Below are 23,266 nucleotides of genomic sequence, written 5' to 3' on the forward strand. Positions count from 1 at the left end.
GGGCTCACTGCCCACAGCACTTTTTATACTTTTTGCCTGAACCGCAGGGGCAAATTGAATTTCTACCAAGCTGAGGCCTGGTTCCGTCGATATAGTACCAACGGTGTTCAAGACGAAGAAAGCGAGAACGCTCATGCATCATCTTGGACGAGTGACCACTTTCAGTAAAACGGGCGATGAATTCAACAAAGCCTTCATCAACGTTGTTGCCGATGGTTTCCTCCACGATGGTCAACCCAAACCACTCAGTGTTGGCAAAACTACTGATAATAGCGCTACGCCATGATTCAGCCTGGCAGTCTGGGTGCCAAGTGGCAATGAGATAATCGACGTTTTGTAACACATAAGCTGAGTATCTGGAACGCATCAATCTGAGTGGTGATGGTGCGAATTGTTCACCGGTTATTAAGGGCTGACAGCAAGTGTGGTACGGTAACCCACTGCAACAAGGGCATAAATCAGTCAAAATAATGTCTCAAAGTGGTTGTTCTGGGGTTCGTCAAACGACAATAGCTTGGTTTTATCGTTTATCTCACGCTTGGCACGGTTTGTTGCCATTGACCTCATTCGAAAACCTGGGCATGGGTCGCGCAAAATAGAGCCCAAGCTAAAATTAACACATACCCAGTGCCTTCCAAGCTGCAGAATAGTTGGCATAGCTTGGAGACCAGACATATGTTACCTAACATTATTGGTGGGTGACAATCTACCTTGGCGTCAGGGCTGGGTTAATTTACTGTGCAAAGGATAAGCTAATAATGCGGAAAGTAAAAATTGGGCTGGCGTTAGGGGCTGGGGCTGCTAAAGGTTGGGCTCATATTGGCGTGATCAATGCGCTTAAAGAACAAGGTATTGAAATAGATATTGTTGCTGGTTGTTCCGTTGGTGCATTGGTTGGAGCGGCATTTGCCACTCACCGACTTGATGCGATGGAGACCTGGGTACGTTCATTCAGTTATTGGGATGTTATCAAATTGATGGATTTATCCTGGCAACGCGGTGGCCTGCTACGTGGTGAGCGGGTATTTAGTACGGTTGGCAAGTTGCTGAAGATTGATGATATTGCTGATTGTTCACTCAAATTTGGTGCGGTGACAACCAACCTCAGTACCGGGCGTGAGTTGTGGATGACTAAAGGGAATATTCATCAGGCTATTCGCGCGTCCTGCAGTATGCCCGGGTTATTATCACCGGTGTGGCTTGATGGCTATTGGTTGGTTGATGGTGCGCTGGTGAACCCGCTTCCCATTTCGCTGACCCGGGCGATGGGAGCCGATATCGTTATTGCTGTCGACTTACAGCATGATACACATTTGAGGAAGAATGAGCTGTTTTCAATGCATAGCGATAACCTAGAAACTGATAATATGGCTCATAACGATGAGGCAGGGAACTGGCGCGAACGTTTGCGTGAACGTATCAATAAAGTGACACAGAAAAAAGTCAATGTGACCCCCACTGTCATGGAGATCATGAGCGCGTCCCTTCAGATGCTGGAGAACCGGGTGAAGAGAACCCGTATGGCAAACGATCCCCCTGATGTGCTGATCCAACCTTATTGTCCACAAATCTCAACGTTGGATTTTCACCGCGCCAGTGAGGCGATAGAGGCGGGCAAGCTGGCGGTAGAAAAGCAGATAGAGATGTTGGCACCATTAATAAAAAATAAATAATTACCGGCCCTTGCGGTGGAATGGTGCTGTTTCGGATATTTCTGCAAGCACAAGTGACTATTATGAGCCACTATTACAATATGAAAAAGGAAGAGGCTCGGCCGATGGTACAACCACTGATTAACAAGCGCATCTTGATTGTTGAGGACGAGCAGGTGTTTCGTTCCGTGCTGGTTGGTTATCTTGAGTCTTTAGGCGCGCAGACCTATGAAGCGGAAAATGGTTTGCAGGCGTTGGCTGCTGTCGAAAAGGAAAAGCCAGAGCTGATACTCTGCGATCTTGCCATGCCCGAAATGGATGGCATTCAGTTCGTTGAACATTTACGTTTGCAAGGTATACAGACACCGGTGCTGGTCATCTCCGCGACCGATAAAATGGCGGATATTGCCAAGGTATTACGCTTGGGCGTTCAGGATGTCCTGTTGAAGCCCTTGAACGACCTAAATCGTTTGCGGGAAACGGTACTGGTGTGTCTCTATCCCAAGATGTTCACTTCTCAAGCTATTGAAGAGGCTGAATTATTTCACGATTGGGGCGTGCTGAGCCAAAATCCTTCTGAAGCGGCGAGATTGCTCAAACAGTTACAACCACCAGTACAGCAGAACATAGCGGGTTGCCGTATTAACTATCGCCAATTGACCGTCGGTGACAACCCAGGTTTAGTGTTGGATATTGCTGCATTGTCGGAGAAAGATCTGGCTTTTTATTGCCTGGATGTAACCCGTGCCGGTGAAAATGGTGTCATGGCTGCATTGTTATTGCGTGCTTTATTTAATGGTTTGTTGCGCGACCATCTGGCGAATCAGCAGCAGCGCCTGCCGCAAATGTCAGCGTTATTGCGGCAGGTTAATCAGTTATTACACCAAGGTAAATTAGAAGGTCAATTTCCAATATTGGTTGGTTATTATCATGCAGAAGATAAGAACCTGGTTTTGATTTCTGCGGGTTTGCATGCCAATGTCAATACAGGTGATAACCAGATTCAATTAGCTAACGGTGTGCCCTTAGGAACATTGGAGTCAACTTACATGAATCAGATCAGTCAGCACTGTGAGGCTTGGCAATGCCAGGTTTGGGGGAGTGGCGGGCGGTTACGTCTGATGCTGACCAGTGAATGAGATGTTAATAGTGTCACTGCCCCCTATTAAAGGTGATCGCTCAGGCGGTCACCGAACTCAATAATAGTCGTCGCTGTTTTCTCCCCTAGGTAGTGTTACTGTTTTTAAATAATCCATACCCTTAGGATTCGCGTTGTCCTCCTATTCAATTCTGTAATAATTTGCTGCGAGAGGAGGATATTTGCACTTAAGCTGATGCTCAATCGATTTAACCTGATATACTTCGCAGGTTTTTTTTGATAGCAGAATAAGCTCATCATTTGAGCTCGTATTGAGAGAGGAAGATATGTCTGCTTTAAATACCAAAGTCAGAAAAGCGGTTATCCCGGTTGCCGGCTTAGGAACCAGGATGTTACCTGCGACCAAAGCGATCCCCAAAGAGATGCTACCTTTGGTTGATAAACCGTTGATTCAGTACATAGTCAATGAGTGTATCGCTGCAGGGATCAATGAAATTATATTGGTCACCCATTCCTCTAAAAATTCTATTGAGAACCATTTTGACACCAGTTTTGAGCTTGAAGCGATCCTGGAAAAACGTGTGAAGCGTCAGTTGTTGGATGAGGTTCAATCTATTTGCCCGAAAGGTGTGACAGTAATGCAGGTACGCCAAGGGGTGGCTAAAGGACTTGGTCACGCCATTCTCTGCGCTTATCCGCTGGTTGGGGATGAACCGGTTGCTGTCGTGTTACCTGATGTGATCCTTGATGCATACAGTGCGGATCTGGAAAAAGAGAATATGCATGAGATGTTGCAGCGCTTCCAACAGTCAGGTATTAGCCAGATTATGGTTGAACCGGTGCCGCATCATGATGTAGGAAATTACGGAGTCGTTGATTGCCAAGGTTATGCGCTCCAGCCGGGTGAGAGTGCACCTATGGTGAGTGTGGTGGAAAAACCTTCGCCAGAACGGGCGCCTTCTAATTTAGCCATTGTTGGTCGTTATGTGCTTTCTGCCGATATCTGGCCCCTACTAGCCAAGACGCCAACTGGGGTAGGCGATGAAATTCAATTGACTGACGCTATTGATATGCTGATGCAGAAAAAGCCTGTTGAAGCCTACCATATTAAGGGTAAGAGCCACGATTGCGGGAATAAATTAGGCTATATGCAGGCTTTTGTTGAGTATGGCATGCGACACGCTACCCTGGGTAAAGATTTTTCTGCATGGCTGCAACAGTTGTTGGCACGTAAAGAGAAGTAATTGCATAACCTTTTGTTAAATCTTTAGAGCTAGGATTATCTAATGAAAGTGACAGTTTTCGGTATAGGTTATGTTGGCCTAGTGCAAGCCGCCGTTCTGGCGGAAGTAGGGCATGATGTAATATGTATAGATATTGATGAAAATAAGGTTGAAAATCTCAAAAAAGGCAATATCCCGATCTTCGAGCCAGGTTTGGTGCCATTGGTCCAGCAAAACTATGAAGCCGGCCGTTTACGTTTTACCATCGATGCCAAGCTGGGGGTTGCTCATGGCGCTATCCAGTTTATTGCTGTAGGAACACCACCGGATGAAGATGGTTCTGCAGATCTGCAATATGTCACGGCGGTGGCGCGAACCATAGCCGAGTATATGACCGAGCCTAAAGTGGTCATCGATAAGTCCACTGTTCCGGTGGGTACTGCCGATAAAGTGCGTGAAGTGATGAGTGAAACACTGCGCAAGCGTGGCAGTAATATTACGTTTGATGTGGTTTCAAACCCTGAATTTCTTAAAGAAGGGGCTGCTGTTGCTGATTGCATGCGTCCTGAGCGCATTGTTATCGGTACCGATAATAAAGATGTTATTGAGCCATTGCGTGAATTGTACGAACCCTTTAACCGCAATCATGACCGCATGATCCTGATGGATATCCGCAGTGCCGAGCTAACCAAGTATGCCGCGAACTGTATGTTGGCGACAAAAATCAGCTTTATGAACGAAATTGCCAACCTGGCGGAGATGCTGGGGGCAGATATTGAAAAGGTTCGTAAGGGTATAGGTTCTGATTCGCGCATTGGTTACCACTTTATTTATCCTGGTTGTGGTTATGGTGGCTCCTGTTTCCCGAAAGACGTCCAGGCGTTGATTCGAACTGCGGAGCATATCGGTTATCAACCGAAACTGTTGCAGGCGGTAGAGCAGGTTAATGCACAACAGAAATACAAGCTGACTCAGTTTATCCAACATCATTTTTCTAATGATGTGAAAGGTAAAACCTTTGCCTTGTGGGGATTAGCGTTTAAGCCTAATACTGATGATATGCGCGAGGCTTCTAGCCGGGTGTTGATGGAAACCCTGTGGGAACTTGGGGCTAGTGTCCAGGCTTATGACCCTGAAGCCATGGCGGAAGCACAACGTATCTATGGTCAGCGTGCTGATCTAACATTGATGGGTACCAAGGAAGCCGCATTACAAGGCGCGGATGCCTTGGTGATTTGTACCGAATGGCAAAATTTCCGTGCCCCCGACTTTGATATCATCAAGCAATCACTAAGACATCCGGTGATTTTTGATGGGCGCAATCTGTATGATCCTGAACGCCTGAAAGCTCGTGGTTTTACTTATTACGGTATTGGCCGTGGTGCATCGATTAAGCCGGTTATTTAGAGGTGAGCATGAAATTCCTGGTTACAGGCGCTGCAGGATTTATTGGTTATCACGTAACGGAGCGTTTGTTGTCAGCCGGGCATCAAGTTGTTGGTATAGACAACCTTAATGATTATTATGATGTCAGGCTTAAGCTGGCTCGCCTCGATTTGCTGGCCAATAAGCCAGCATTTCAGTTTATAAAATTGGATTTAGCGGATAGTAATGGCATCGCGCAACTTTTTGTCGAGCACCAATTTGAGCGTGTTATTCATCTGGGTGCTCAAGCCGGGGTGCGTTACTCATTAGATCATCCTTTAGCTTATGCCGACTCGAACCTGATAGGCCATTTGAACATTCTTGAAGGGTGTCGGCAGAATAAAGTTGGACACTTGTTATACGCTTCTTCCAGTTCGGTATATGGTCTTAATCGTAAGTTGCCATTTTCGACGGAGGACTCGGTTGATCATCCCATTTCATTGTATGCCGCAACCAAGAAAGCCAATGAGCTGATGTCTCACAGCTATTCACACTTATATGGTCTGCCGACCACCGGCTTGCGCTTTTTCACCGTATATGGCCCTTGGGGCCGTCCTGATATGGCGTTATTCAAGTTTACTAAAGCGATGTTAGCGGGTGAACAAATAGATGTATATAACCACGGTGAAATGTATCGTGATTTTACTTACATCGATGATATTGCCGAAGCTGTGGTATTGTTACAAGCGATAGTGCCTAAACCTAATCCTCATTGGGCCGTGGAACAGGGTTCTCCAGCGACAAGTTCTGCACCATACCGTATTTATAATATCGGTAATAGTACCCCAGTGAAACTAATGTCATATATTCATGCTCTCGAGGCTGCTCTTGGAATCATTGCTGATAAGAATATGTTGCCAATGCAACCTGGTGATGTAATGGATACTAATGCAGATACTGAAGAACTCTATCAAGCTATCGGCTTTAAGCCGGCAACGAGTGTGGAAGAGGGTGTTAAGCGTTTTGTTGAATGGTATAAGACATTTTATAATATTCAGTAAGTGAACGATTAAATCGGGGGCATGTTGCCCCCTTTTTGTGGTTGCCGTCCGCTGGTCGGATTATTTGAGCATTGCCAGGCGAGCTTTTGCTAGATGTAAAAAAGGCTCCGGTGGGAGCCTTTTGAGTAACCTAATAGCTATTACAGCAGGAAATCGTCAAGAGATTTGCCTTGCTCTTCGATAGCTTTTTTGATTACAGCTGGGGTACGGCCCTGGCCAGTCCAGGTTTTCATTTCACCGTTTTCATCTTTATATTGGTATTTTGCAGGGCGTGCAGCGCGCTTAGCTTTACCAGACACTTTAGTTGCCGCTATAGTTTGTAGCAACTCGTTCGGGTCAATACCATCAGCAATTAGCATTTCACGGTATTGTTGCAGTTTGCGCGTACGCTCTTCAATTTCTGCTTGAGCTTGGGTATCTTCTTCACGGCGCTCGTTAACAACTACTTCCAGTTTTTCGAGCATCTCTTCCAATGTTTCCAAGCTGCACTCTCTTGCTTGTGCACGCAGAGTACGGATGTTGTTCAAAATCTTTAATGCTTCGCTCATTGTCCTAGTCTCAAATTATATTAGTGGGGGGCATTAACGTAATAATAGAGTGCTATTTTCTTTTCTGCAATAGCCAAATGAACATCAGTTACTAAATTTATCTTTAAAAAAGCAATAATGATAACTGAACACCTAATATAGTCTGAGAATCTGACAATTTCTCGACATATTGTTGAGTCAAATTTACAACATTCAAGCGCAGGTGTGTTGTGGTAAAAGTCGTTTTGTTCATACATCTCAATTCCATATACATATCATGTCGCAAGTAACATATGTGGTGTGACCTCTGCACACCAGGCTACGGGCTTTCCTTTGTACAGAGAAGGTGTTTTATGTGGTTCTAATATTAATCGTTATAGATTTAACTCACTATTTAACGAAATCACTATCCTGTTAGTCACCGGGGATTTGTTGCTCTCCTATTATACTTACAAATAATGGTTGTGGCCGGAAGGACACCGGCGGGTCATCCATTAGTGAGGGTTGGTAACAGAGTGCAGAACTGGCGGGGTGCAGCTAACAGGTAGGTCACTTGAAGTATGATAAGAATATACTCACGATGCTTAAGTTGCAGCCGTATCGACGCAATGTCCTCAAGTCAGCACATTGTTGTCTATGAGATTGAGCATTCATTAGATTCTTGCCTACTTGTGCCTCGAATTATTTAGAATATGCATAACTATTAATGAGTTTGATTAATCAATAGGAATTATTAGTTATGACATGAGGACCAGGTCATCCTGAAAATAGTCGGGGGATGAGCTTGGATGATAAGGGCTTCTTCTGAAAATCTGATGAGTGACTAATGTGAAGATAATGAATGGGTCATAAGCTGAGTATATCAGTTAGATATGATAGACTATCGGCCTGTATCATTGACCAATATCTCATATTTCTACTGCCGGGTTTCGATTTTATGGCTCAACTTTATTTTTACTACTCCGCAATGAATGCAGGAAAGTCTACAGCACTATTACAATCTTCATATAATTATCAAGAACGTGGTATGCGCACACTGGTGTTTACCGCCGAGTTCGACCATCGTTTTGGTGCTGGGAAAGTGAGCTCCAGAATTGGGCTCTCGACACCTGCCTTACTGTATAATAAGAGCACTCAGTTGTTTACGATGATAAAGCAAGAGCATCTGCACCAACCCGTGCACTGCGTTTTGGTTGATGAGAGTCAATTTCTGACCAAAGAGCAGATTGCCGCATTGTGTAAAGTCGTTGACCAGTTAGATATTCCGGTATTGTGTTATGGGCTACGTACCGATTTTCGCGGTGAATTATTTGTTGGCAGCCAATACTTGCTGGCTTGGGCCGACAAGTTGGTTGAATTAAAAACTATTTGTCACTGTGGTCGCAAAGCCACCATGGTTTTGCGGTTGGGGGCGGATGGCAAAGTGGTGCATACAGGGGAACAAGTGGTTATTGGTAGTAATGAAAGTTATCTATCGGTATGTCGCAAGCATTATCAGGAAGCGATAACCGGCCAAGAGTAATGCCGCTATTGCTGCACAGGCGAATCTGAATATTGCTCAAAATCACAGGATATCTCTTTTGACAGACATTAACCCACCAACATGTGGCTTTCATTTATATGACCTACACAGTCATACCACTGCTTCCGATGGTTATTTAACACCCACGCAATTGGTTCGGCGGGCTGTTGAAATGAACGTCAGTGTCTTGGCGATTACCGATCACGACACTACCGATGGGTTGGCAGAAGCAAGCGCTGCGATTGTCGAACTCTCGCTGCCGTTGCAGTTAATCTCTGGGGTCGAAATTTCCACAGTATGGGAAAATCACGAAATCCATATTGTTGGGTTAGGGGTTGAAGTTGGACATGCTGCGCTAGTACAACTTCTTGCCGAGCAAACAGCACGACGTCATCGACGTGCACATGAAATTGGCCAGCGATTAGCCAAGGCAAATATTAAGGATGCTTACGCTGAGGCTCAAAAACTGGCGGGAACAGGGGCAGTTACTCGTGGCCACTTTGCTCGCTATCTGGTGCAAATTGGCGTAGCGGATAACTTGGCTCAGGTCTTCAAGCGGTATCTGGCAAAAGGGAAAACCGGCTATGTTCCACCACAGTGGTGTACAATAGAACAGGCGATTAATGTTATTCATCAATCAGGGGGGCAAGCGGTATTGGCTCACCCTGGACGTTATGATTTAACTGCTAAATGGCTTAAGCGCTTGTTGGCCTATTTCACTGAGAGTGGTGGTGATGCCATGGAGATAGCTCAGTGCCAACAAGCGCCTAATGAACGTATATTGTTGGCAAAATATGCACAGGACTACCAACTGCTGGCCTCTCAGGGGTCTGACTTTCATCAACCCTGTTCTTGGATTGAACTTGGGCGTAAGCTATGGTTACCCGGTGGTGTAGAGCCGGTGTGGCGTGACTGGTCACCACCTCAACAGGGCAGATTCAACAGGGCAGAGTAGTATGTTGATTTCATGCGGACTGGTTATGCGTGAGAGTATTATTTTCAGGAGCAACAGATGGGCCAGTTATTTTATATTCACCCGGATAACCCGCAGCCGCGTTTGATTAATCAGGCGGTGGATGTACTGCGCAAGGGGGGGGTGATTGTCTATCCAACCGATTCTGGTTATGCATTGGGTTGCAAATTGGAAGAAAAGACAGCAATGGAACGTATCTGTCGTATTCGGCAATTGGATGGCAACCATAATTTTACCTTAATGTGTCGCGATTTGTCTGAGCTGTCGACTTATGCTTATGTGGATAACACGTCATTTCGATTGATCAAAAATAATACGCCTGGCAGTTATACCTTTATTTTAAAAGCGACCAAAGAGGTGCCGCGTCGCTTGATGAACGATAAGCGTAAAACCATTGGGTTGCGTGTGCCCTCTAATCCGATTGCCTTGGCCTTATTGGATACGCTGAACGAGCCCATGATGTCGACCACATTGATGCTGCCTGGCAATGATTTTGCTGAATCTGATCCAGAAGAGATCAACGACTATCTTGGTAAACAGGTAGATCTGGTGATCCATGGTGGTTTTCTTGGTCAACAGCCGACGACGGTGATTGACCTAACCGAATCTTCACCGCAAGTGCTGCGCGAAGGTGCCGGAGATGCCTCACCGTTTCGCTAAACGGCCAGATGAAGCCAGTACCAACGGTAAATAAAATCTGTATACTGGTCGCAGTTTGTGGGCCCGAATAGCATAGTTTATTTTGAGCAAAAGATAATCTTTGTCGCCATTTTTCCGATAACTGTGGTGACAAAGCCCCCCGACGCCTGTGAAGGCGACATTAGAGGTTGTTTAATGAGCGAGAAGCTACAAAAAGTATTAGCGCGGGCCGGACATGGTTCGCGCCGTGAAATCGAAACCATAATTGAGGCTGGGCGTGTCAGTGTTGACGGAAAAATCGCCAAGCTCGGTGATCGTGTTGAATTGAGTTCTTCACTGAAAATTCGCCTGGATGGCCATCTTGTCTCGCTCAAGGAATCTGAAGCGGCGGTTTGCCGAGTGCTGGCTTATTATAAGCCAGAAGGCGAACTCTGTACGCGTAGCGATCCAGAAGGGCGCCCGACGGTATTTGAACGTTTACCAAAGTTACGTGGGTCACGTTGGGTTGCGGTAGGGCGACTGGATGTTAATACGTCAGGTTTATTACTCTTTACTACAGACGGTGAGCTGGCTAACCGCTTGATGCACCCTAGCCGTGAAGTTGAGCGTGAATACGCTGTGCGCGTATTTGGCCAGATTGATGACGATAAAATCAAACAATTGAGCCGGGGCGTGCAACTGGAAGATGGCCCAGCCGCATTCCGAACCATCAGTTTTCAAGGTGGAGAAGGGCTCAATCAATGGTACAACGTCACGCTGACTGAGGGGCGGAATCGTGAAGTCCGTCGTCTATGGGAAGCGGTAGGCGTGCAGGTTAGTCGCTTGATTCGTGTACGTTACGGTGATATCGACCTGCCAAAAGGATTACCTCGTGGTGGTTGGGCCGAACTGGATTTAAAAGCAATCAACTATTTGCGTGAACTGGTAGAGTTGAAACCAGAAACCGTCAGCAAGTTGCCGGTAGAGCGTGAACGTCGTCGAGTGAAAGCTAACCAGATCCGCCGCGCAGTAAAACGCCATAGCCAAGTGGCGAGTGGTAACCGGCGTGGTGGTTCCAGCAGCAAATCAGCTCGCCCGAGCAAACGCAGTTAATGTTATTAACCGTGGCCTGATCCCAGGTCACGGTTTCCACTCTACCAGTCAATACCTTGCTGAGCTTTTATCCCAGCATCAAATGCATGTTTCACAGGACGCATCTCGGTTACGGTATCTGCCAATTCCAGCAAATCTCGATGGCAACCGCGCCCGGTAATGATCACTGTCTGATGGGCAGGACGTTGATGTAAAGCCTGTACCACCTCCTCCAAGGCTAGATACCCATAGCTGACCATATAGGTCAGTTCGTCCAGCAGCACGATATCAAGGTGCCTATCTGCCAGCATACGTTTACCCTGTTGCCAAGTGGCCAGACAGGCGGCGGTATCACTCTCTTTATTCTGTGTTTCCCAAGTAAAACCCGTGGACATAATCTGGAATTCTACGCCATGTTGCTGTAACAGGTTTTTTTCGCCATTGGGCCATTGACCTTTGATAAATTGGATCACACCCGCTTTCATACCGTGGCCCACTGCGCGGGTGAGGGTGCCGAAAGCAGCGGTGGTTTTACCTTTGCCATTACCGGTGAACACCAGCAATAAACCGCGAACTTCCTGGGCGGCGGCAATACGGGCATCCACCTGTTCTTTAAGGCGTTGTTGACGTTGTTGGTGGCGATCTTCAGCCATGATAGTGGGTTCCTTATTCGGCAGCACCGGGTTTGCGATTGGGTTGGGCATCAAAACTTATGCCATTCTGACTTTGGCTATCTTCGCCCATAAGATACAGATAGAGTGGCATGATATCGGCAGGAGTCTTTAGTTTGTCTTTATTTTCATTGGGGAAAGCAGAAGCGCGCATTTTCGTGCGTGTTCCTCCGGGATTAATGCTGTTTACCCGCAAATTCGTGTCTTTGTACTCGTCAGCCAATACCTGCATCATGCCCTCGGTGGCAAACTTGGATACGGCATAGGCTCCCCAGTGAGCTCGCCCCAAACGACCCACACTGGAACTGGTAAAAACCAAAGAACCAGCAGGAGATTTCAGCAACAACGGCAATAGCGCCTGGGTCAGCATAAAGGTGGCATTGACATTAACCTGCATGACTTCTTGCCATTGGGTTATTGACTGCTCTGCCATGGGAGCGATGTCTCCTAATAAACCGGCATTGTGCAGCACACCATCAAGGCGAGGCACTTTGTGTGCTAATTCGTGAGCCATCTCCTGACACTGTTGTGAGGTGGTATGCAGCAGGTCGAGCGTAATAATGTGTGCGGGGGCACCGCCGTTGGCGATAATGTCTGCTCGCACTGCCTGTAATTTACCCTCAGTACGCCCCAACAACACCAACTGTGCGCCAAAGCGAGCATATGTTAATGCTGCCTCTCGACCAATGCCGTCACCTGCGCCAGTTACCAGGATAATATGTTGCTTCAGTAAGTCCGGTTTAGGTTGGTAATCCACTATAGTTCCTCACACAATGTTATTTGGTTTTGGGACGAGCAGTGAATATACCCAAGTTCTTTTCAGTTGCAATCAACCTTACGTTACCTCGGTGGTTATACGAAGAAAGCAATGAATGTTCATTTGACCGCGACAGCGATGGTATCGATTGGCTAAAATAGGCTGGATCATATTAACAAACTGTAAATATAGGCGGGATCTGTGGAGTTTATATCTGTTTATGGCCTGTTCCTGGCCAAAGTTGCCACGGTAGTGATAGCGATTGTTGCGCTGGCACTGCTCGCAGTGACCCTCAGGCAGAGCAAAGGCCAGCAAAAAGGGGAATTACAGCTTACCGATCTGGGTGAGCAATATCGTGAAGTACAGCGTGAAATGCGCCTGGCACGAATGGGAACTGCGGAGCAAAAAGTATGGAGTAAACAGTTTAAAAAACAGAACAAGAGTGACGAAAAGCTCAAAAAGCAGCGAGCTAAGTCGGGGGCGGTAGAAGCCAGTAAGTCTTATCTGTATGTGCTTGATTTCAAGGGCAGTATAGATGCACATGAAGTTGCCTCATTACGTGAAGAGATATCCGCTGTTCTTGCGGTGGCCACGTCCAAGGATGAAGTCTTGTTACGCCTGGAGAGTCCCGGTGGGATGGTACATGGTTATGGTCTGGCGGCTTCACAACTGGAACGGCTGCGTAAGGGAGGCATCCGCCTGACGGTGGCGGTGGATAAAGTGGCAGCCAGTGGGGGTTACATGATGGCTTGTGTCGCGGATCGCATTGTGGTGGCTCCCTTCGCCATTATTGGTTCGATCGGTGTGGTTGCGCAGATCCCTAACTTTCATCGTTTACTGAAAAAGAATGACATTGATGTTGAACTACACACAGCAGGGCAGTTCAAGCGCACATTAACACTGTTTGGCGAAAATACGCCGCAGGGCCGTGAGAAATTCTGCGAAGATTTGAATGAAACTCATGAGCTATTCAAACAATTTGTGCACCAGCAACGGCCTTCTCTGGATATTGATAGTGTGGCAACGGGCGAACACTGGTTTGGCATTCAGGCAAAGGATAAGGGCTTGATTGATGCCGTGGGTACCAGTGATGATCTGTTGATTGCCGAGATGGAAAATCATGAGGTCGTCGGGGTGTGCTATACCCGTCGTAAGCGTCTTATCGACCGTATCACCGGTAGTGCGGCAGAGAGTGTTGATCGCCTGTTGTTACGTTGGTGGCAGCGCGGTGAGAAACCGTTGCTCTAATCATCATATCAATCATGACACGGGGCACTGGCCCCGTGTCATTGAGCATGTATTGGTCAGTGGCAATCCAAATGAGACTAAGTACAGTATTTAATCCACCAGGTGGTATTTTTCAGAAAACAGATGCGCCAAATGCTTAAACATATTAAACACTGCCGTGGTCTTTGCGGTCGGTAATCCATCCGGATCTAAAAAAAACTCACCGCGGAAAACCAGCACATTACCTTTTTGTGCTACATCGTTTGCTACCATTCCCTGCAAATAGTCTTCATGTTGGCGGATGACGTTATTGGCTTCAACAAGTAGCGTTTGGCGTTCGATGGGTTGGGTATTTGTTTGCATCTGTGCTCTCCTGACAAAAAATATTAACAATATTCTATCGCGGGTTCGCTTTTATCTGCAAACCAGCCAAAACTTAGATCGCACTTTAACGGATGATTGACGTTTTTTAGACTGTAACAGGGGTGGGGTACCGGGCTTATCAATCCGTCTGTTCCTGCTGTGATAACGGTATTGGTCAGGGGGTTGTCATAGTGTTTTCCGTGCTAATTGGTTTTTTATCAGGTAGAGTGTGGCGTTTTGTGGTCCTGAGTAAAAGGGATTTTTATATCATACCGGGGCGAAAGGGGCCTGGTTTGACGGATCTGAAAATTTTTTAAAGCCAGTAAGTAGAGATATGTATTGGTTGTCAGAGCGCTAACCCCAAGTATTTTGGTGTGATATGGCTCTCATCATTGAGAGTATGGGTTGGCCTGTCAGGTCGGTCATGGGAAAAAACGGGTTGATCTCCTGCCAAAGTGTCGCAATATAAAAAAGAGAGACGAATTGCCGCGGTACGGCAAGACGAATGGCTTCTTTTTAAAGAAATAGATTAGGTAAAGGTAAATATGGGCAAAGCTCTCGTAATAGTTGAGTCCCCGGCAAAAGCCAAAACGATTAATAAATATTTAGGTAGCAGCTACGTGGTGAAGTCCAGCGTCGGCCATATACGTGATTTGCCGACCAGTGGTTCAGCCAACAAGAAAAGTGCTGACGCAGCCGAAGACAAAGCTAAAAAGAAAGTCAAGAAAGATGAAAAAGTGGCCTTGGTCAACAGGATGGGGGTCGATCCTTACCACGGTTGGCAGGCGAATTATGAAATTCTGCCGGGTAAAGAAAAAGTTGTCGCAGAGTTAAAATCCTTAGCTCAAAACGCGGACCACATTTACCTTGCAACGGACCTTGACCGCGAAGGGGAAGCCATTGCCTGGCACCTGCGGGAAGTGATTGGTGGGGATGAGAAGCGCTTTAGTCGTGTGGTGTTTAACGAAATCACCCAAAACGCCATTCAACAGGCGTTTCAAGCACCGGGTGAACTGAATATCGCTCGGGTCAATGCACAACAGGCACGTCGCTTTATGGACCGCGTTGTGGGTTACATGGTATCACCGCTGCTGTGGAAAAAGATCGCTCGCGGCTTATCTGCCGGTAGAGTGCAGTCCGTTGCCGTGCGGCTGGTGGTAGAACGTGAGCGTGATATCAAGGCTTTTGTGCCAGAAGAGTATTGGCAACTGCATGCTGACTTACAGGCAACTGACGATACGATGTTGCAGATGGAAGTCACCCATGCTCACGATAAACCATTCAAACCGGTTAATCGTGAGCAGACCTACGCGGCGGTTACCGCGTTGGAAAACGCGCGTTATCGGGTGCAGGATCGGGAAGACAAACCCACCAGCAGCAAGCCAGGTGCTCCGTTTATAACATCCACACTCCAGCAGGCTGCCAGTACCCGCCTGAGTTTTGGTGTGAAGAAAACCATGATGATGGCGCAACGTCTGTATGAAGCGGGTCACATCACCTATATGCGTACTGACTCTACCAATTTGAGTCAAGATGCACTCAATATGGTGCGCGATTATATTGGCGATAATTTTGGCGATAAATATCTGCCGAAAGCAGCTAATCAGTATAGTAGCAAAGAGAATTCTCAAGAAGCCCACGAGGCCATTCGTCCTTCTGATGTCAATGTATTGGCAGATCAGTTGAAAGACATGGAAGCGGATGCACAAAAGCTGTATCAACTTATCTGGCGCCAGTTCGTTGCTTGTCAGATGACACCTGCGCAGTACGATTCGACGACGCTAACGGTAAAAGCGGGTGATTTCCAATTACGCGCCAAAGGGCGCACATTGCGTTTTGATGGTTGGACCAAAGTGATGCCTGCATTACGCAAAGGTGATGAGGATCGCACATTACCGTTTGTCGAAGTGGGTACTGATTTAGCGTTGCAGAAGTTGCTACCAAGTCAGCATTTTACCAAGCCAGCAGCACGTTACAGTGAAGCGTCGCTGGTTAAAGAGCTGGAAAAACGTGGTATTGGGCGTCCATCAACCTATGCCTCGATCATCTCAACGATTCAGGACCGTGGTTATGTCCGGGTTGAGAACCGTCGTTTCTATGCGGAAAAGATGGGGGAAATTGTTACCGATCGTCTGGAAGAAAACTTCCGTGAGCTGATGAATTACGACTTTACTGCACGCATGGAAGATGAATTGGATCAGGTTGCCAATAACCATGCGGAATGGAAGTCGGTACTGGATGAATTCTTTGTAGATTTTAGTGCGCAGTTGGAAACTGCGGAAAAAGATCCGCAAGAAGGTGGTATGCGCCCCAACCAGATGGTGATGACCAGTATTGATTGCCCGACTTGCGCCCGCAAAATGGGTATTCGCACTGCCAGTACCGGGGTGTTTCTGGGCTGTTCGGGTTATGCATTGCCGCCTAAAGAGCGTTGTAAAACGACGATCAACCTGGTACCAGAAGCCGAAATTCTCAATATCCTCGAAGGTGATGAGGCGGAGGCAAATGCATTACGTGCTCGCTGTCGCTGCCAGAAATGTGGCACAGCGATGGATAGTTATCTCATTGATAACCAGCGTAAACTACATGTTTGTGGTAATAATCCGGCCTGTGACGGTTACACCATTGAAGAGGGTGAATTCCGCATAAAAGGCTATGATGGACCGATAGTTGAGTGTGAAAAATGCGGCTCTGAAATGCATCTTAAGATGGGGCGTTTCGGGAAATATATGGGTTGTACCAACGAAAATTGCAAAAATACCCGCAAAATTCTACGCAATGGTGATGTTGCTCCTCCTAAAGAGGATCCAGTACCATTACCTGAACTGCCATGCGAAAAATCAGATGCTTACTTCGTATTGCGTGATGGTGCCGCAGGGGTATTTTTAGCGGCCAATACTTTCCCGCGCTCACGTGAAACTCGTGCGCCATTAGTGGAAGAATTGGTGCGCTTTAAAGATCGTTTGCCTGAAAAACTGTGCTATCTAGCTGAGGCACCAGTTGCTGACCCTGAGGGTAACAAGACACTGGTCCGCTTTAGTCGTAAAACCAAGCAACAGTATATCTCTTCAGAAAAAGAGGGGAAGGCCACAGGTTGGTCAGCTTTTTACGTTGACGGCAAATGGGTGGAAAGTAAGAAGTAAAATTGTGCTTATGTAGGCGATCTTTTCATCGTGATGTATTGAATCAATACCTAAAAACCAGCCAACAGGCTGGTTTTTTGTCGGTTCCATGGCGTGTAAATAGGATATTTTCCCTGTTGTCCGGTTTTGCAGCACAGTGGTTGATTATAAAGAGCTGTCCGGTGAGGCAACGTTTTAGTTAATGCTGCTTCATTATAGAATGGTTATATAAAATATTTTTTTATCTCAAAAATTCATTAGTGATGGCGATTATTTCAGCTTTCCATGATAAGGTTGGCGCTATACAAACTCAGTATTACCCTGCAGTTTGAATAACGATGGCTATAGCATATCAGGTGGACGCAGAGATACCTGGCTGCGGATAAAACCGCAGGTTTAACCTTGGATGGTATAAGATATGAAACTGCAACAACTTCGTTACATTGTCGAGGTGGTTAATCATAATCTCAATGTCTCTTCTACAGCAGAAGGTCTCTATACCTCGCAGCCGGGTATCAGTAAACAAGTCAGAATGCTGGAAGATGAGTTGGGCATTCAGATTTTCGCCCGCAGTGGTAAGCATCTTACTCAGGTAACACCTGCAGGCCAGGAAGTTATCCGCATTGCCCGCGAAGTTTTGTCCAAAATTGATGCCATTAAAGCTGTGGCTGGTGAACACACTTACCCAGATAAAGGGTCATTGTATGTTGCTACTACCCATACACAGGCTCGCTATGCGTTACCCAATGTGATTAAAGGTTTTATTGAGCGTTACCCGCGTGTATCTCTGCATATGCATCAAGGCTCACCTACGCAAATAGCAGAAGCGGTTGCCAAAGGTGGCGCTGATTTTGCCATAGCGACAGAGGCTCTGCATCTGTACAGCGATTTAGTGATGTTACCCTGTTACCATTGGAATCGGGCGGTGGTTGTGAAACCCGATCATCCATTAGCGGGCAAGGACCATATCACCATTGAAGAGTTGGCTGCTTACCCCATCGTCACTTATACCTTCGGTTTTACCGGCCGTTCAGAGTTGGATGTGGCCTTTAACCATGCGGGGTTGACGCCGCGTATCGTATTTACTGCCACCGATGCGGATGTGATCAAAACCTATGTGCGTTTGGGGCTTGGCGTGGGGGTTATCGCCAGCATGGCCGTGGACCCGGTGCTGGACCCTGACTTGGTTACCGTGGATGCGCGGGATATTTTCACCTACAGTACAACCAAGATCGGTTTTCGTCGCAGTACCTTCCTACGTAGTTATATGTACGATTTTATTCAACGGTTTGCACCCCATCTGACACGAGATGTGGTTGATAGTGCGGTGGCATTGCGGACTAACGATGAGATAGAGGCGATGTTTAAAGATATCAAACTGTTGGTCAGGTAGTTTTACTTATTACAGCTCGTTAATTTCAACAGGAGGTGTTCCCTCCTGTTCGGCCTCAAGTCATACCGGCGATGTTATTGACGGTTATTGGCGGTTAAGCAAGTGCCCCATCTTACTGGCTTTAGTTTGGAGATACTGTTCGTTTTTCGGGTTACGGCCAACAATCAACGGAACACGCTCAGTGATATTAATCCCTGCTTCGCTGAGGATTTTGACCTTTTCCGGATTATTAGTCAGCAAACGAACTGCACTCACACCTAATAGTTTGAACATATCCGCACACAGGGTGAAGTCGCGTTCATCTGCGGCAAAACCGAGTTCATGGTTGGCTTCCACGGTATCCGCCCCTTTATCTTGTAAAGCATAAGCGCGGATTTTGTTGAGTAGACCGATATTACGGCCTTCTTGTCGGTGATAAAGCAAAATACCTCGACCTTCCTCAGCAATTTGTGCCATTGCTGCTTCCAATTGGAAACCACAGTCACAACGCAGGCTGAAAAGGGCATCACCGGTTAAACATTCAGAATGGACTCGTGACAGGACCGGCGTTTCATCGGAAATATCACCGAATACGAGTGCCAAATGATCGTGACCGGTTGCCAGTTCTTCGAATCCCACCATCAGAAACTCCCCCCATGGTGTTGGCAGTTTGGCCTCGGCTACACGTTTTAGCTGCATATTACTCTCCACAAACCTATTCGGTAAAATCACTACGAGCATCCTACGTCTGGAACAGGAAACTGACCAGAACTATCCTCATATTACTGGAAACTGCCGTGTCGTTGGCCGCATATGTTTACTTTCAATATTGATCGGCAACTCGAATGGACCTGGATATAAAATGGCAATGAGTAGATGTGGTTCATTCATGTTGAGTATTTTGCCATAACTTTCAGCCAATGGATGCTCAGCAAAGCAGCACCTAGCCATTTACCTCGCTATTTTTGCTTTAGATTTCTTGAGAGTATCGTGATGCAGGACGATAATAAGTGACGGTGTAACAAGATGGGCGAGTAATTGCTTGTGCTATCTACTTAATTTAATGAGTGTTGTTGCGTTCATAAGATTGTTACACTGCCGGATAAAGCGAGTGGAAGGATAATTAAATGTTAGCGATTATTAAACGTACTCTTGGCGGCGGTGTTTTACTGCTGTTGTTGCCACTGGCAGTCTGGTTTTCAGGCTGGCAGTGGCAACCTGGCGGTAATGAAAAAGTTCTGAAAGTGCTGTACTGGGTGACAGAAACGGTCTCGATACCATGGGGAATATTGACCAGCTTGCTTCTTGGCGGTTGGTTTCTTTGGTGTTTGCGTTTTCCCCCCAAAGCGTCAATCGGCATTTTTATGCTGCTGATGATGGCGATGCTCAGTGGGCAGGGCATTAAGTCAGTGATGAAAGAGTGGAAACAGGAGCCCAGGCCATTCGTGGTGTGGTTAGAGGCTAACTACCACATTGATGAAAAAAGCTTTTATTCACTACCAAGAAAAGCGCGCAGTATGTTGGTAAAAGAGCAGTTGCAGGATCAACAGGATGTGCCCGTATGGCTAATGAAGCATTGGCAATCTGAAACTGGCTTTGCTTTTCCTTCAGGGCATACGTTATTTGCATCCACTTGGGCTTTGTTGGGTGTCGTGATGCTTTGGCCACGTAGACGTTATAAAACGGTGGCGCTACTGATGCTTTGGGCAGGGGGTGTGATGGCCAGTCGTTTGTTACTGGGCATGCACTGGCCAAAAGATTTGATGATGTCGGTCGTTATCAGCGGGCTACTTGTGGCAATCGTCGGCTTTTTGGCCTTACGTTGGTTTGGTCCATTCAGCAAACATGAGAAGTAACGGCATCTGTGTGTGCAGCCATGCTTGATGATGGCAGTAGTTGATAATCAAGGGTGATTTTTCTGCCAGATCGTATACAGATATCGGGTATTATGGTGTAGCAGGCTTTCCTTGCCATGATGGGAAATGCTACCTTAAAGCTAATAAAGGGAAATGCCTGATATTGCTGACTGCCAACGGGATAGTCAGCAAATATTGAGGTTAAAGTTCATCCGATTGACTCGGCACAGCGGGGAATAGTGTGAAATATTTACTGATTTTTATATTGGTTCTGGTGATCTTTGTAATCTCAATTACATTGGGGGCGCATAATGATCAAATCGTGAACTTCAACTATTTAGTGGCACAAGGCGAATACCGCCTCTCCACGTTGCTAGCTATCCTGTTTGGCAGTGGTTTCATGCTGGCATGGCTTATTTGCGGGTTATTTTACCTGCGGATACGTATTGCACTGGGGCGGGCTGAAAGGAAAATTAAGAGGTTGGAATTACAACTTGAGACACCTGCCGAGCCAGTGTCTTTACCTGCTACCAGCAAGGAATAATCTTTTATGTTAGAACTGCTGTTTCTGTTGCTACCTGTAGCTGCCGCTTACGGTTGGTACATGGGGCGCAGAAGTGCTCAGCAGGATAAAGAGCAGGAAGCTAATCGTTTGTCACGAGAATATGTGGCGGGTGTTAACTTTCTGCTTTCCAACCAGCAGGATAAAGCGGTCGATCTCTTCCTCGATATGTTGAAAGAGGATAGTAATACCGTTGAAGCCCATCTGACGCTGGGTAATCTGTTCCGCTCGCGTGGTGAAGTTGACCGTGCCATCCGTATTCATCAGGCACTGATGGAAAGTGCTTCACTCTCCTTTGAACAACGTCTTTTGGCTGTTCAGCAACTAGGTCGTGACTATATGGTCGCCGGGTTGTATGACCGCGCCGAAGATATGTTCAGTCAGTTAATTGATGAGGAAGACTTCCGTGTTTCAGCATTGCAACAATTGTTGGTGATCTATCAGGCGACCAGTGAGTGGCAGAAAGCCATCGAGATGGCGGAAAAACTGGCTAAACTTGGTAATGATAAGCAGCGTATCGAGATTGCTCACTTTTATTGTGAATTGGCACTGCAAGCGTTAGGCGGAGACGATTTAGACAAGGCGATGACTTTGTTAAAGCGTGCGGCTGCGGCCGATAAACAATGTGCTCGTGTGTCGATCATGTTTGGGCGCATCTATATGGCGCAAGAAGAGTATGCCCAAGCGCTAGATGCTTTGACGCCTGTTCTGGTTCAAGATAAAGAGTTGGTCAGTGAGGCATTGCCTATGCTGCATGAGTGCTACTCGCATTTACCACAGCAGCAGCAAGAGTGGGTGGATTATCTTAAACGTTGTGTTGAGGAAAATAGCGGTGCCACAGCAGAATTGATGCTGGCTGAGGTGATCGAACAACGTGATGGGCGTGATGTGGTGCAGGCCTATATCAATCGCCAATTACAGCGCCACCCGACAATGCGGCTGTTCTATCGCTTGATGGATTATCATCTGGCGGATGCAGAAGATGGCCGTGCCAAGGAAAGTCTGCTGTTGTTGCGTGACATGGTAGGGGAGCAGATCCGCACCAAACCACGTTACCGTTGCCATAAATGCGGCTTTACTGCGCACTCACTGTATTGGCATTGCCCTTCATGTCGTGCTTGGGCTTCTGTTAAACCGATACGTGGGCTTGATGGACAATAAAAAACGGGATAGCAAATTATCCCGTTCTATCTGGACTGTTCTACTTCTTTTTATTGCTTTTGATGCCCATTTTCAGTAATTGGCGTAACTTTTTTAGTTCTTTCTGACTGAGTGGTTGCTCAATTTTTTCTACTGTGTCCTGATTATCAATATCCACATGCTGTGGCAGTGATTTTACTGACACAGTAAGGCTATCTTCCAATCGTTGACAAACCTCTGCACTGAGGGAAAGTTGGTTCTCTAGAGCGATGGCTTTAATTTTTTCTTTAAGGTCGAGAGGGATCTTGATTGTCAGTGTTGATATTTCGTTCATGTCATTGCCTTTTTCGCCAGTGTTTCTTTTAAATTAAGGCAGTCAGGCAACCGTGTCCAGTGTGTCATAAAAAATTTATAAAAAGTGTGGTGTTGTCCGAAATAATAATGAGAGAGAAGGGGAAAGAGCCCGAAATCACGGGCTCTTGGTGTCATGCTTATTTATAGATCTCGGCACTGCCGTATAATAAATCGTTGCCACCTGCGGCGATAATACGGTAGCTAGTGGCACCTTGTGCTGCGGCTTTTGCTGCCAGTTGCTGTTCTAGCGTGTCCAGCGTGCTAGCCTGACCAGCAGAAACCACGCCAGCTTTGGTGAGGTTCATTGATTGTTGTTGGTTGACTGATTCAGCAGCAAAACTGGTGAATGTGGCCATTGATAGTACAGCAGATAAAGCAATATATTTGATGTTATTCATGAGGTTCTCCAATTTCATTTTAGATTCGAAAGTGTTGTTTCTTTCGATTGATTTAATCATAGCGTGTTCTGGCTATTTAGAAACCGGACAACCCTGACCTAGATGGTCAAAATATTTGATTAACAATTTACCTATCTTTACTACAGCTGACTTATTATGGACTAAGAGAACGAAAATAATCTGACATTGCATGACAAATAGGCGTGAAATCCGCTGTAAACTCCTTGCTAGTTAGAGATCGTGGTAGTCAACATTGCTGCTACTTGCATGACGACGGATATATCATCAGGTTAATAATCAAAACAATAACCA

23 protein-coding genes are annotated in these 23,266 nt (G+C 46.5%); 15 read left to right on the top strand and 8 right to left on the bottom strand.

Annotated features, from left to right (window positions below; all coding sequences use genetic code 11):
- Nucleotides 1-4: 4 nt before the first annotated feature.
- Nucleotides 5-466, bottom strand: a complete 462-nt coding sequence (locus ACX9GV_RS08105) for a YchJ family protein (RefSeq protein ID WP_037383476.1) — start codon at nucleotides 464-466, stop codon at nucleotides 5-7.
- 292 nt (nucleotides 467-758) lie between these two features.
- Here ACX9GV_RS08105 and rssA point away from each other — a divergent pair, with 292 nt between their 5' ends.
- The 5 genes from rssA to ACX9GV_RS08130 all read left to right on the top strand — a co-directional run bounded on the left by rssA (nucleotide 759) and on the right by ACX9GV_RS08130 (nucleotide 6,400).
- Complete coding sequence (rssA, locus tag ACX9GV_RS08110) at nucleotides 759-1,673, top strand: patatin-like phospholipase RssA (RefSeq protein WP_473197679.1); 915 nt, start codon at nucleotides 759-761, stop codon at nucleotides 1,671-1,673.
- Between the two features lie 104 nt (nucleotides 1,674-1,777).
- A complete protein-coding gene (gene rssB / locus ACX9GV_RS08115; protein ID WP_473198007.1) occupies nucleotides 1,778-2,791 on the top strand; it encodes a two-component system response regulator RssB in 1,014 nt (337 codons plus the stop codon).
- A 286-nt stretch (nucleotides 2,792-3,077) separates the two neighbouring features.
- Nucleotides 3,078-3,995: a UTP--glucose-1-phosphate uridylyltransferase GalU gene (gene galU / locus ACX9GV_RS08120; RefSeq protein WP_473197680.1), complete on the top strand. Its 918-nt coding sequence runs from the start codon at nucleotides 3,078-3,080 to the stop codon at nucleotides 3,993-3,995.
- 42 nt (nucleotides 3,996-4,037) lie between these two features.
- Nucleotides 4,038-5,381, top strand: coding sequence for a UDP-glucose dehydrogenase family protein (locus ACX9GV_RS08125; RefSeq protein WP_473197681.1), 1,344 nt, complete (start codon nucleotides 4,038-4,040; stop codon nucleotides 5,379-5,381).
- Nucleotides 5,382-5,389: 8 nt separating this feature from the next.
- Complete coding sequence (locus tag ACX9GV_RS08130; RefSeq protein ID WP_473197682.1) at nucleotides 5,390-6,400, top strand: NAD-dependent epimerase; 1,011 nt, start codon at nucleotides 5,390-5,392, stop codon at nucleotides 6,398-6,400.
- A 140-nt stretch (nucleotides 6,401-6,540) separates the two neighbouring features.
- Here ACX9GV_RS08130 and hns read toward each other — a convergent pair whose 3' ends face one another.
- Complete coding sequence (gene hns, locus ACX9GV_RS08135; RefSeq protein WP_023491646.1) at nucleotides 6,541-6,948, bottom strand: histone-like nucleoid-structuring protein H-NS; 408 nt, start codon at nucleotides 6,946-6,948, stop codon at nucleotides 6,541-6,543.
- A gap of 916 nt (nucleotides 6,949-7,864) precedes the next feature.
- Here hns and ACX9GV_RS08140 point away from each other — a divergent pair.
- From ACX9GV_RS08140 to rluB, 4 genes are all read left to right on the top strand, one after another.
- Nucleotides 7,865-8,449: a thymidine kinase gene (locus tag ACX9GV_RS08140; protein WP_473197683.1), complete on the top strand. Its 585-nt coding sequence runs from the start codon at nucleotides 7,865-7,867 to the stop codon at nucleotides 8,447-8,449.
- A gap of 58 nt (nucleotides 8,450-8,507) precedes the next feature.
- Entirely contained in the window at nucleotides 8,508-9,404 is an 897-nt protein-coding gene (gene rnm, locus ACX9GV_RS08145) for an RNase RNM (RefSeq protein WP_473197684.1), read from the top strand.
- A gap of 57 nt (nucleotides 9,405-9,461) precedes the next feature.
- Nucleotides 9,462-10,082 (top strand): L-threonylcarbamoyladenylate synthase, encoded by a 621-nt coding sequence (locus ACX9GV_RS08150; RefSeq protein ID WP_473197685.1) that lies wholly within the window; start codon nucleotides 9,462-9,464, stop codon nucleotides 10,080-10,082.
- Nucleotides 10,083-10,256: 174 nt separating this feature from the next.
- The gene (gene rluB / locus ACX9GV_RS08155) at nucleotides 10,257-11,153 is read left to right on the top strand and encodes a 23S rRNA pseudouridine(2605) synthase RluB (protein WP_023491650.1); all 897 of its coding nucleotides are present in this window, start codon (nucleotides 10,257-10,259) and stop codon (nucleotides 11,151-11,153) included.
- A gap of 41 nt (nucleotides 11,154-11,194) precedes the next feature.
- On the opposite strand, the gene cobO is transcribed toward rluB, so the two are convergent.
- Together cobO and ACX9GV_RS08165 are read right to left on the bottom strand one after the other, a co-directional pair.
- Complete coding sequence (cobO, locus tag ACX9GV_RS08160) at nucleotides 11,195-11,785, bottom strand: cob(I)yrinic acid a,c-diamide adenosyltransferase (protein WP_473197686.1); 591 nt, start codon at nucleotides 11,783-11,785, stop codon at nucleotides 11,195-11,197.
- Between the two features lie 13 nt (nucleotides 11,786-11,798).
- Entirely contained in the window at nucleotides 11,799-12,560 is a 762-nt protein-coding gene (locus tag ACX9GV_RS08165) for a YciK family oxidoreductase (RefSeq protein ID WP_473197687.1), read from the bottom strand.
- Nucleotides 12,561-12,761: 201 nt separating this feature from the next.
- On the opposite strand from ACX9GV_RS08165, the gene sohB reads away from it, so the two are divergent.
- Complete coding sequence (gene sohB, locus ACX9GV_RS08170; protein ID WP_473197688.1) at nucleotides 12,762-13,808, top strand: protease SohB; 1,047 nt, start codon at nucleotides 12,762-12,764, stop codon at nucleotides 13,806-13,808.
- 90 nt (nucleotides 13,809-13,898) lie between these two features.
- Here the strand turns inward: sohB and ACX9GV_RS08175 are convergent, their stop codons facing one another.
- Nucleotides 13,899-14,150: a YciN family protein gene (locus ACX9GV_RS08175; protein ID WP_023491654.1), complete on the bottom strand. Its 252-nt coding sequence runs from the start codon at nucleotides 14,148-14,150 to the stop codon at nucleotides 13,899-13,901.
- A 545-nt stretch (nucleotides 14,151-14,695) separates the two neighbouring features.
- Here ACX9GV_RS08175 and topA point away from each other — a divergent pair.
- A complete protein-coding gene (gene topA / locus ACX9GV_RS08180; protein WP_473197689.1) occupies nucleotides 14,696-17,293 on the top strand; it encodes a type I DNA topoisomerase in 2,598 nt (865 codons plus the stop codon).
- Between the two features lie 397 nt (nucleotides 17,294-17,690).
- A complete protein-coding gene (gene cysB / locus ACX9GV_RS08185; RefSeq protein WP_473197690.1) occupies nucleotides 17,691-18,665 on the top strand; it encodes an HTH-type transcriptional regulator CysB in 975 nt (324 codons plus the stop codon).
- An 84-nt stretch (nucleotides 18,666-18,749) separates the two neighbouring features.
- Here cysB and ribA read toward each other — a convergent pair whose 3' ends face one another.
- On the bottom strand, nucleotides 18,750-19,343 hold the full coding sequence (ribA, locus tag ACX9GV_RS08190; protein WP_473197691.1) for a GTP cyclohydrolase II: 594 nt from the start codon (nucleotides 19,341-19,343) through the stop codon (nucleotides 18,750-18,752).
- 428 nt (nucleotides 19,344-19,771) lie between these two features.
- On the opposite strand from ribA, the gene pgpB reads away from it, so the two are divergent.
- The 3 genes from pgpB to lapB all read left to right on the top strand — a co-directional run bounded on the left by pgpB (nucleotide 19,772) and on the right by lapB (nucleotide 22,223).
- The gene (gene pgpB, locus ACX9GV_RS08195; RefSeq protein ID WP_473197692.1) at nucleotides 19,772-20,500 is read left to right on the top strand and encodes a phosphatidylglycerophosphatase B; all 729 of its coding nucleotides are present in this window, start codon (nucleotides 19,772-19,774) and stop codon (nucleotides 20,498-20,500) included.
- 241 nt (nucleotides 20,501-20,741) lie between these two features.
- Nucleotides 20,742-21,044, top strand: a complete 303-nt coding sequence (locus tag ACX9GV_RS08200) for a LapA family protein (RefSeq protein WP_023491659.1) — start codon at nucleotides 20,742-20,744, stop codon at nucleotides 21,042-21,044.
- 6 nt (nucleotides 21,045-21,050) lie between these two features.
- Complete coding sequence (gene lapB, locus ACX9GV_RS08205; RefSeq protein ID WP_023491660.1) at nucleotides 21,051-22,223, top strand: lipopolysaccharide assembly protein LapB; 1,173 nt, start codon at nucleotides 21,051-21,053, stop codon at nucleotides 22,221-22,223.
- Nucleotides 22,224-22,263: 40 nt separating this feature from the next.
- Here the strand turns inward: lapB and ACX9GV_RS08210 are convergent, their stop codons facing one another.
- Together ACX9GV_RS08210 and bhsA are read right to left on the bottom strand one after the other, a co-directional pair.
- Nucleotides 22,264-22,536: an Arc family DNA-binding protein gene (locus ACX9GV_RS08210; RefSeq protein WP_473197693.1), complete on the bottom strand. Its 273-nt coding sequence runs from the start codon at nucleotides 22,534-22,536 to the stop codon at nucleotides 22,264-22,266.
- A 157-nt stretch (nucleotides 22,537-22,693) separates the two neighbouring features.
- Nucleotides 22,694-22,954: a multiple stress resistance protein BhsA gene (gene bhsA, locus ACX9GV_RS08215; RefSeq protein WP_023491662.1), complete on the bottom strand. Its 261-nt coding sequence runs from the start codon at nucleotides 22,952-22,954 to the stop codon at nucleotides 22,694-22,696.
- Nucleotides 22,955-23,266 lie beyond the last annotated feature (312 nt).

Source organism: Serratia sp. 25CWL12 (genome assembly GCF_055790885.1).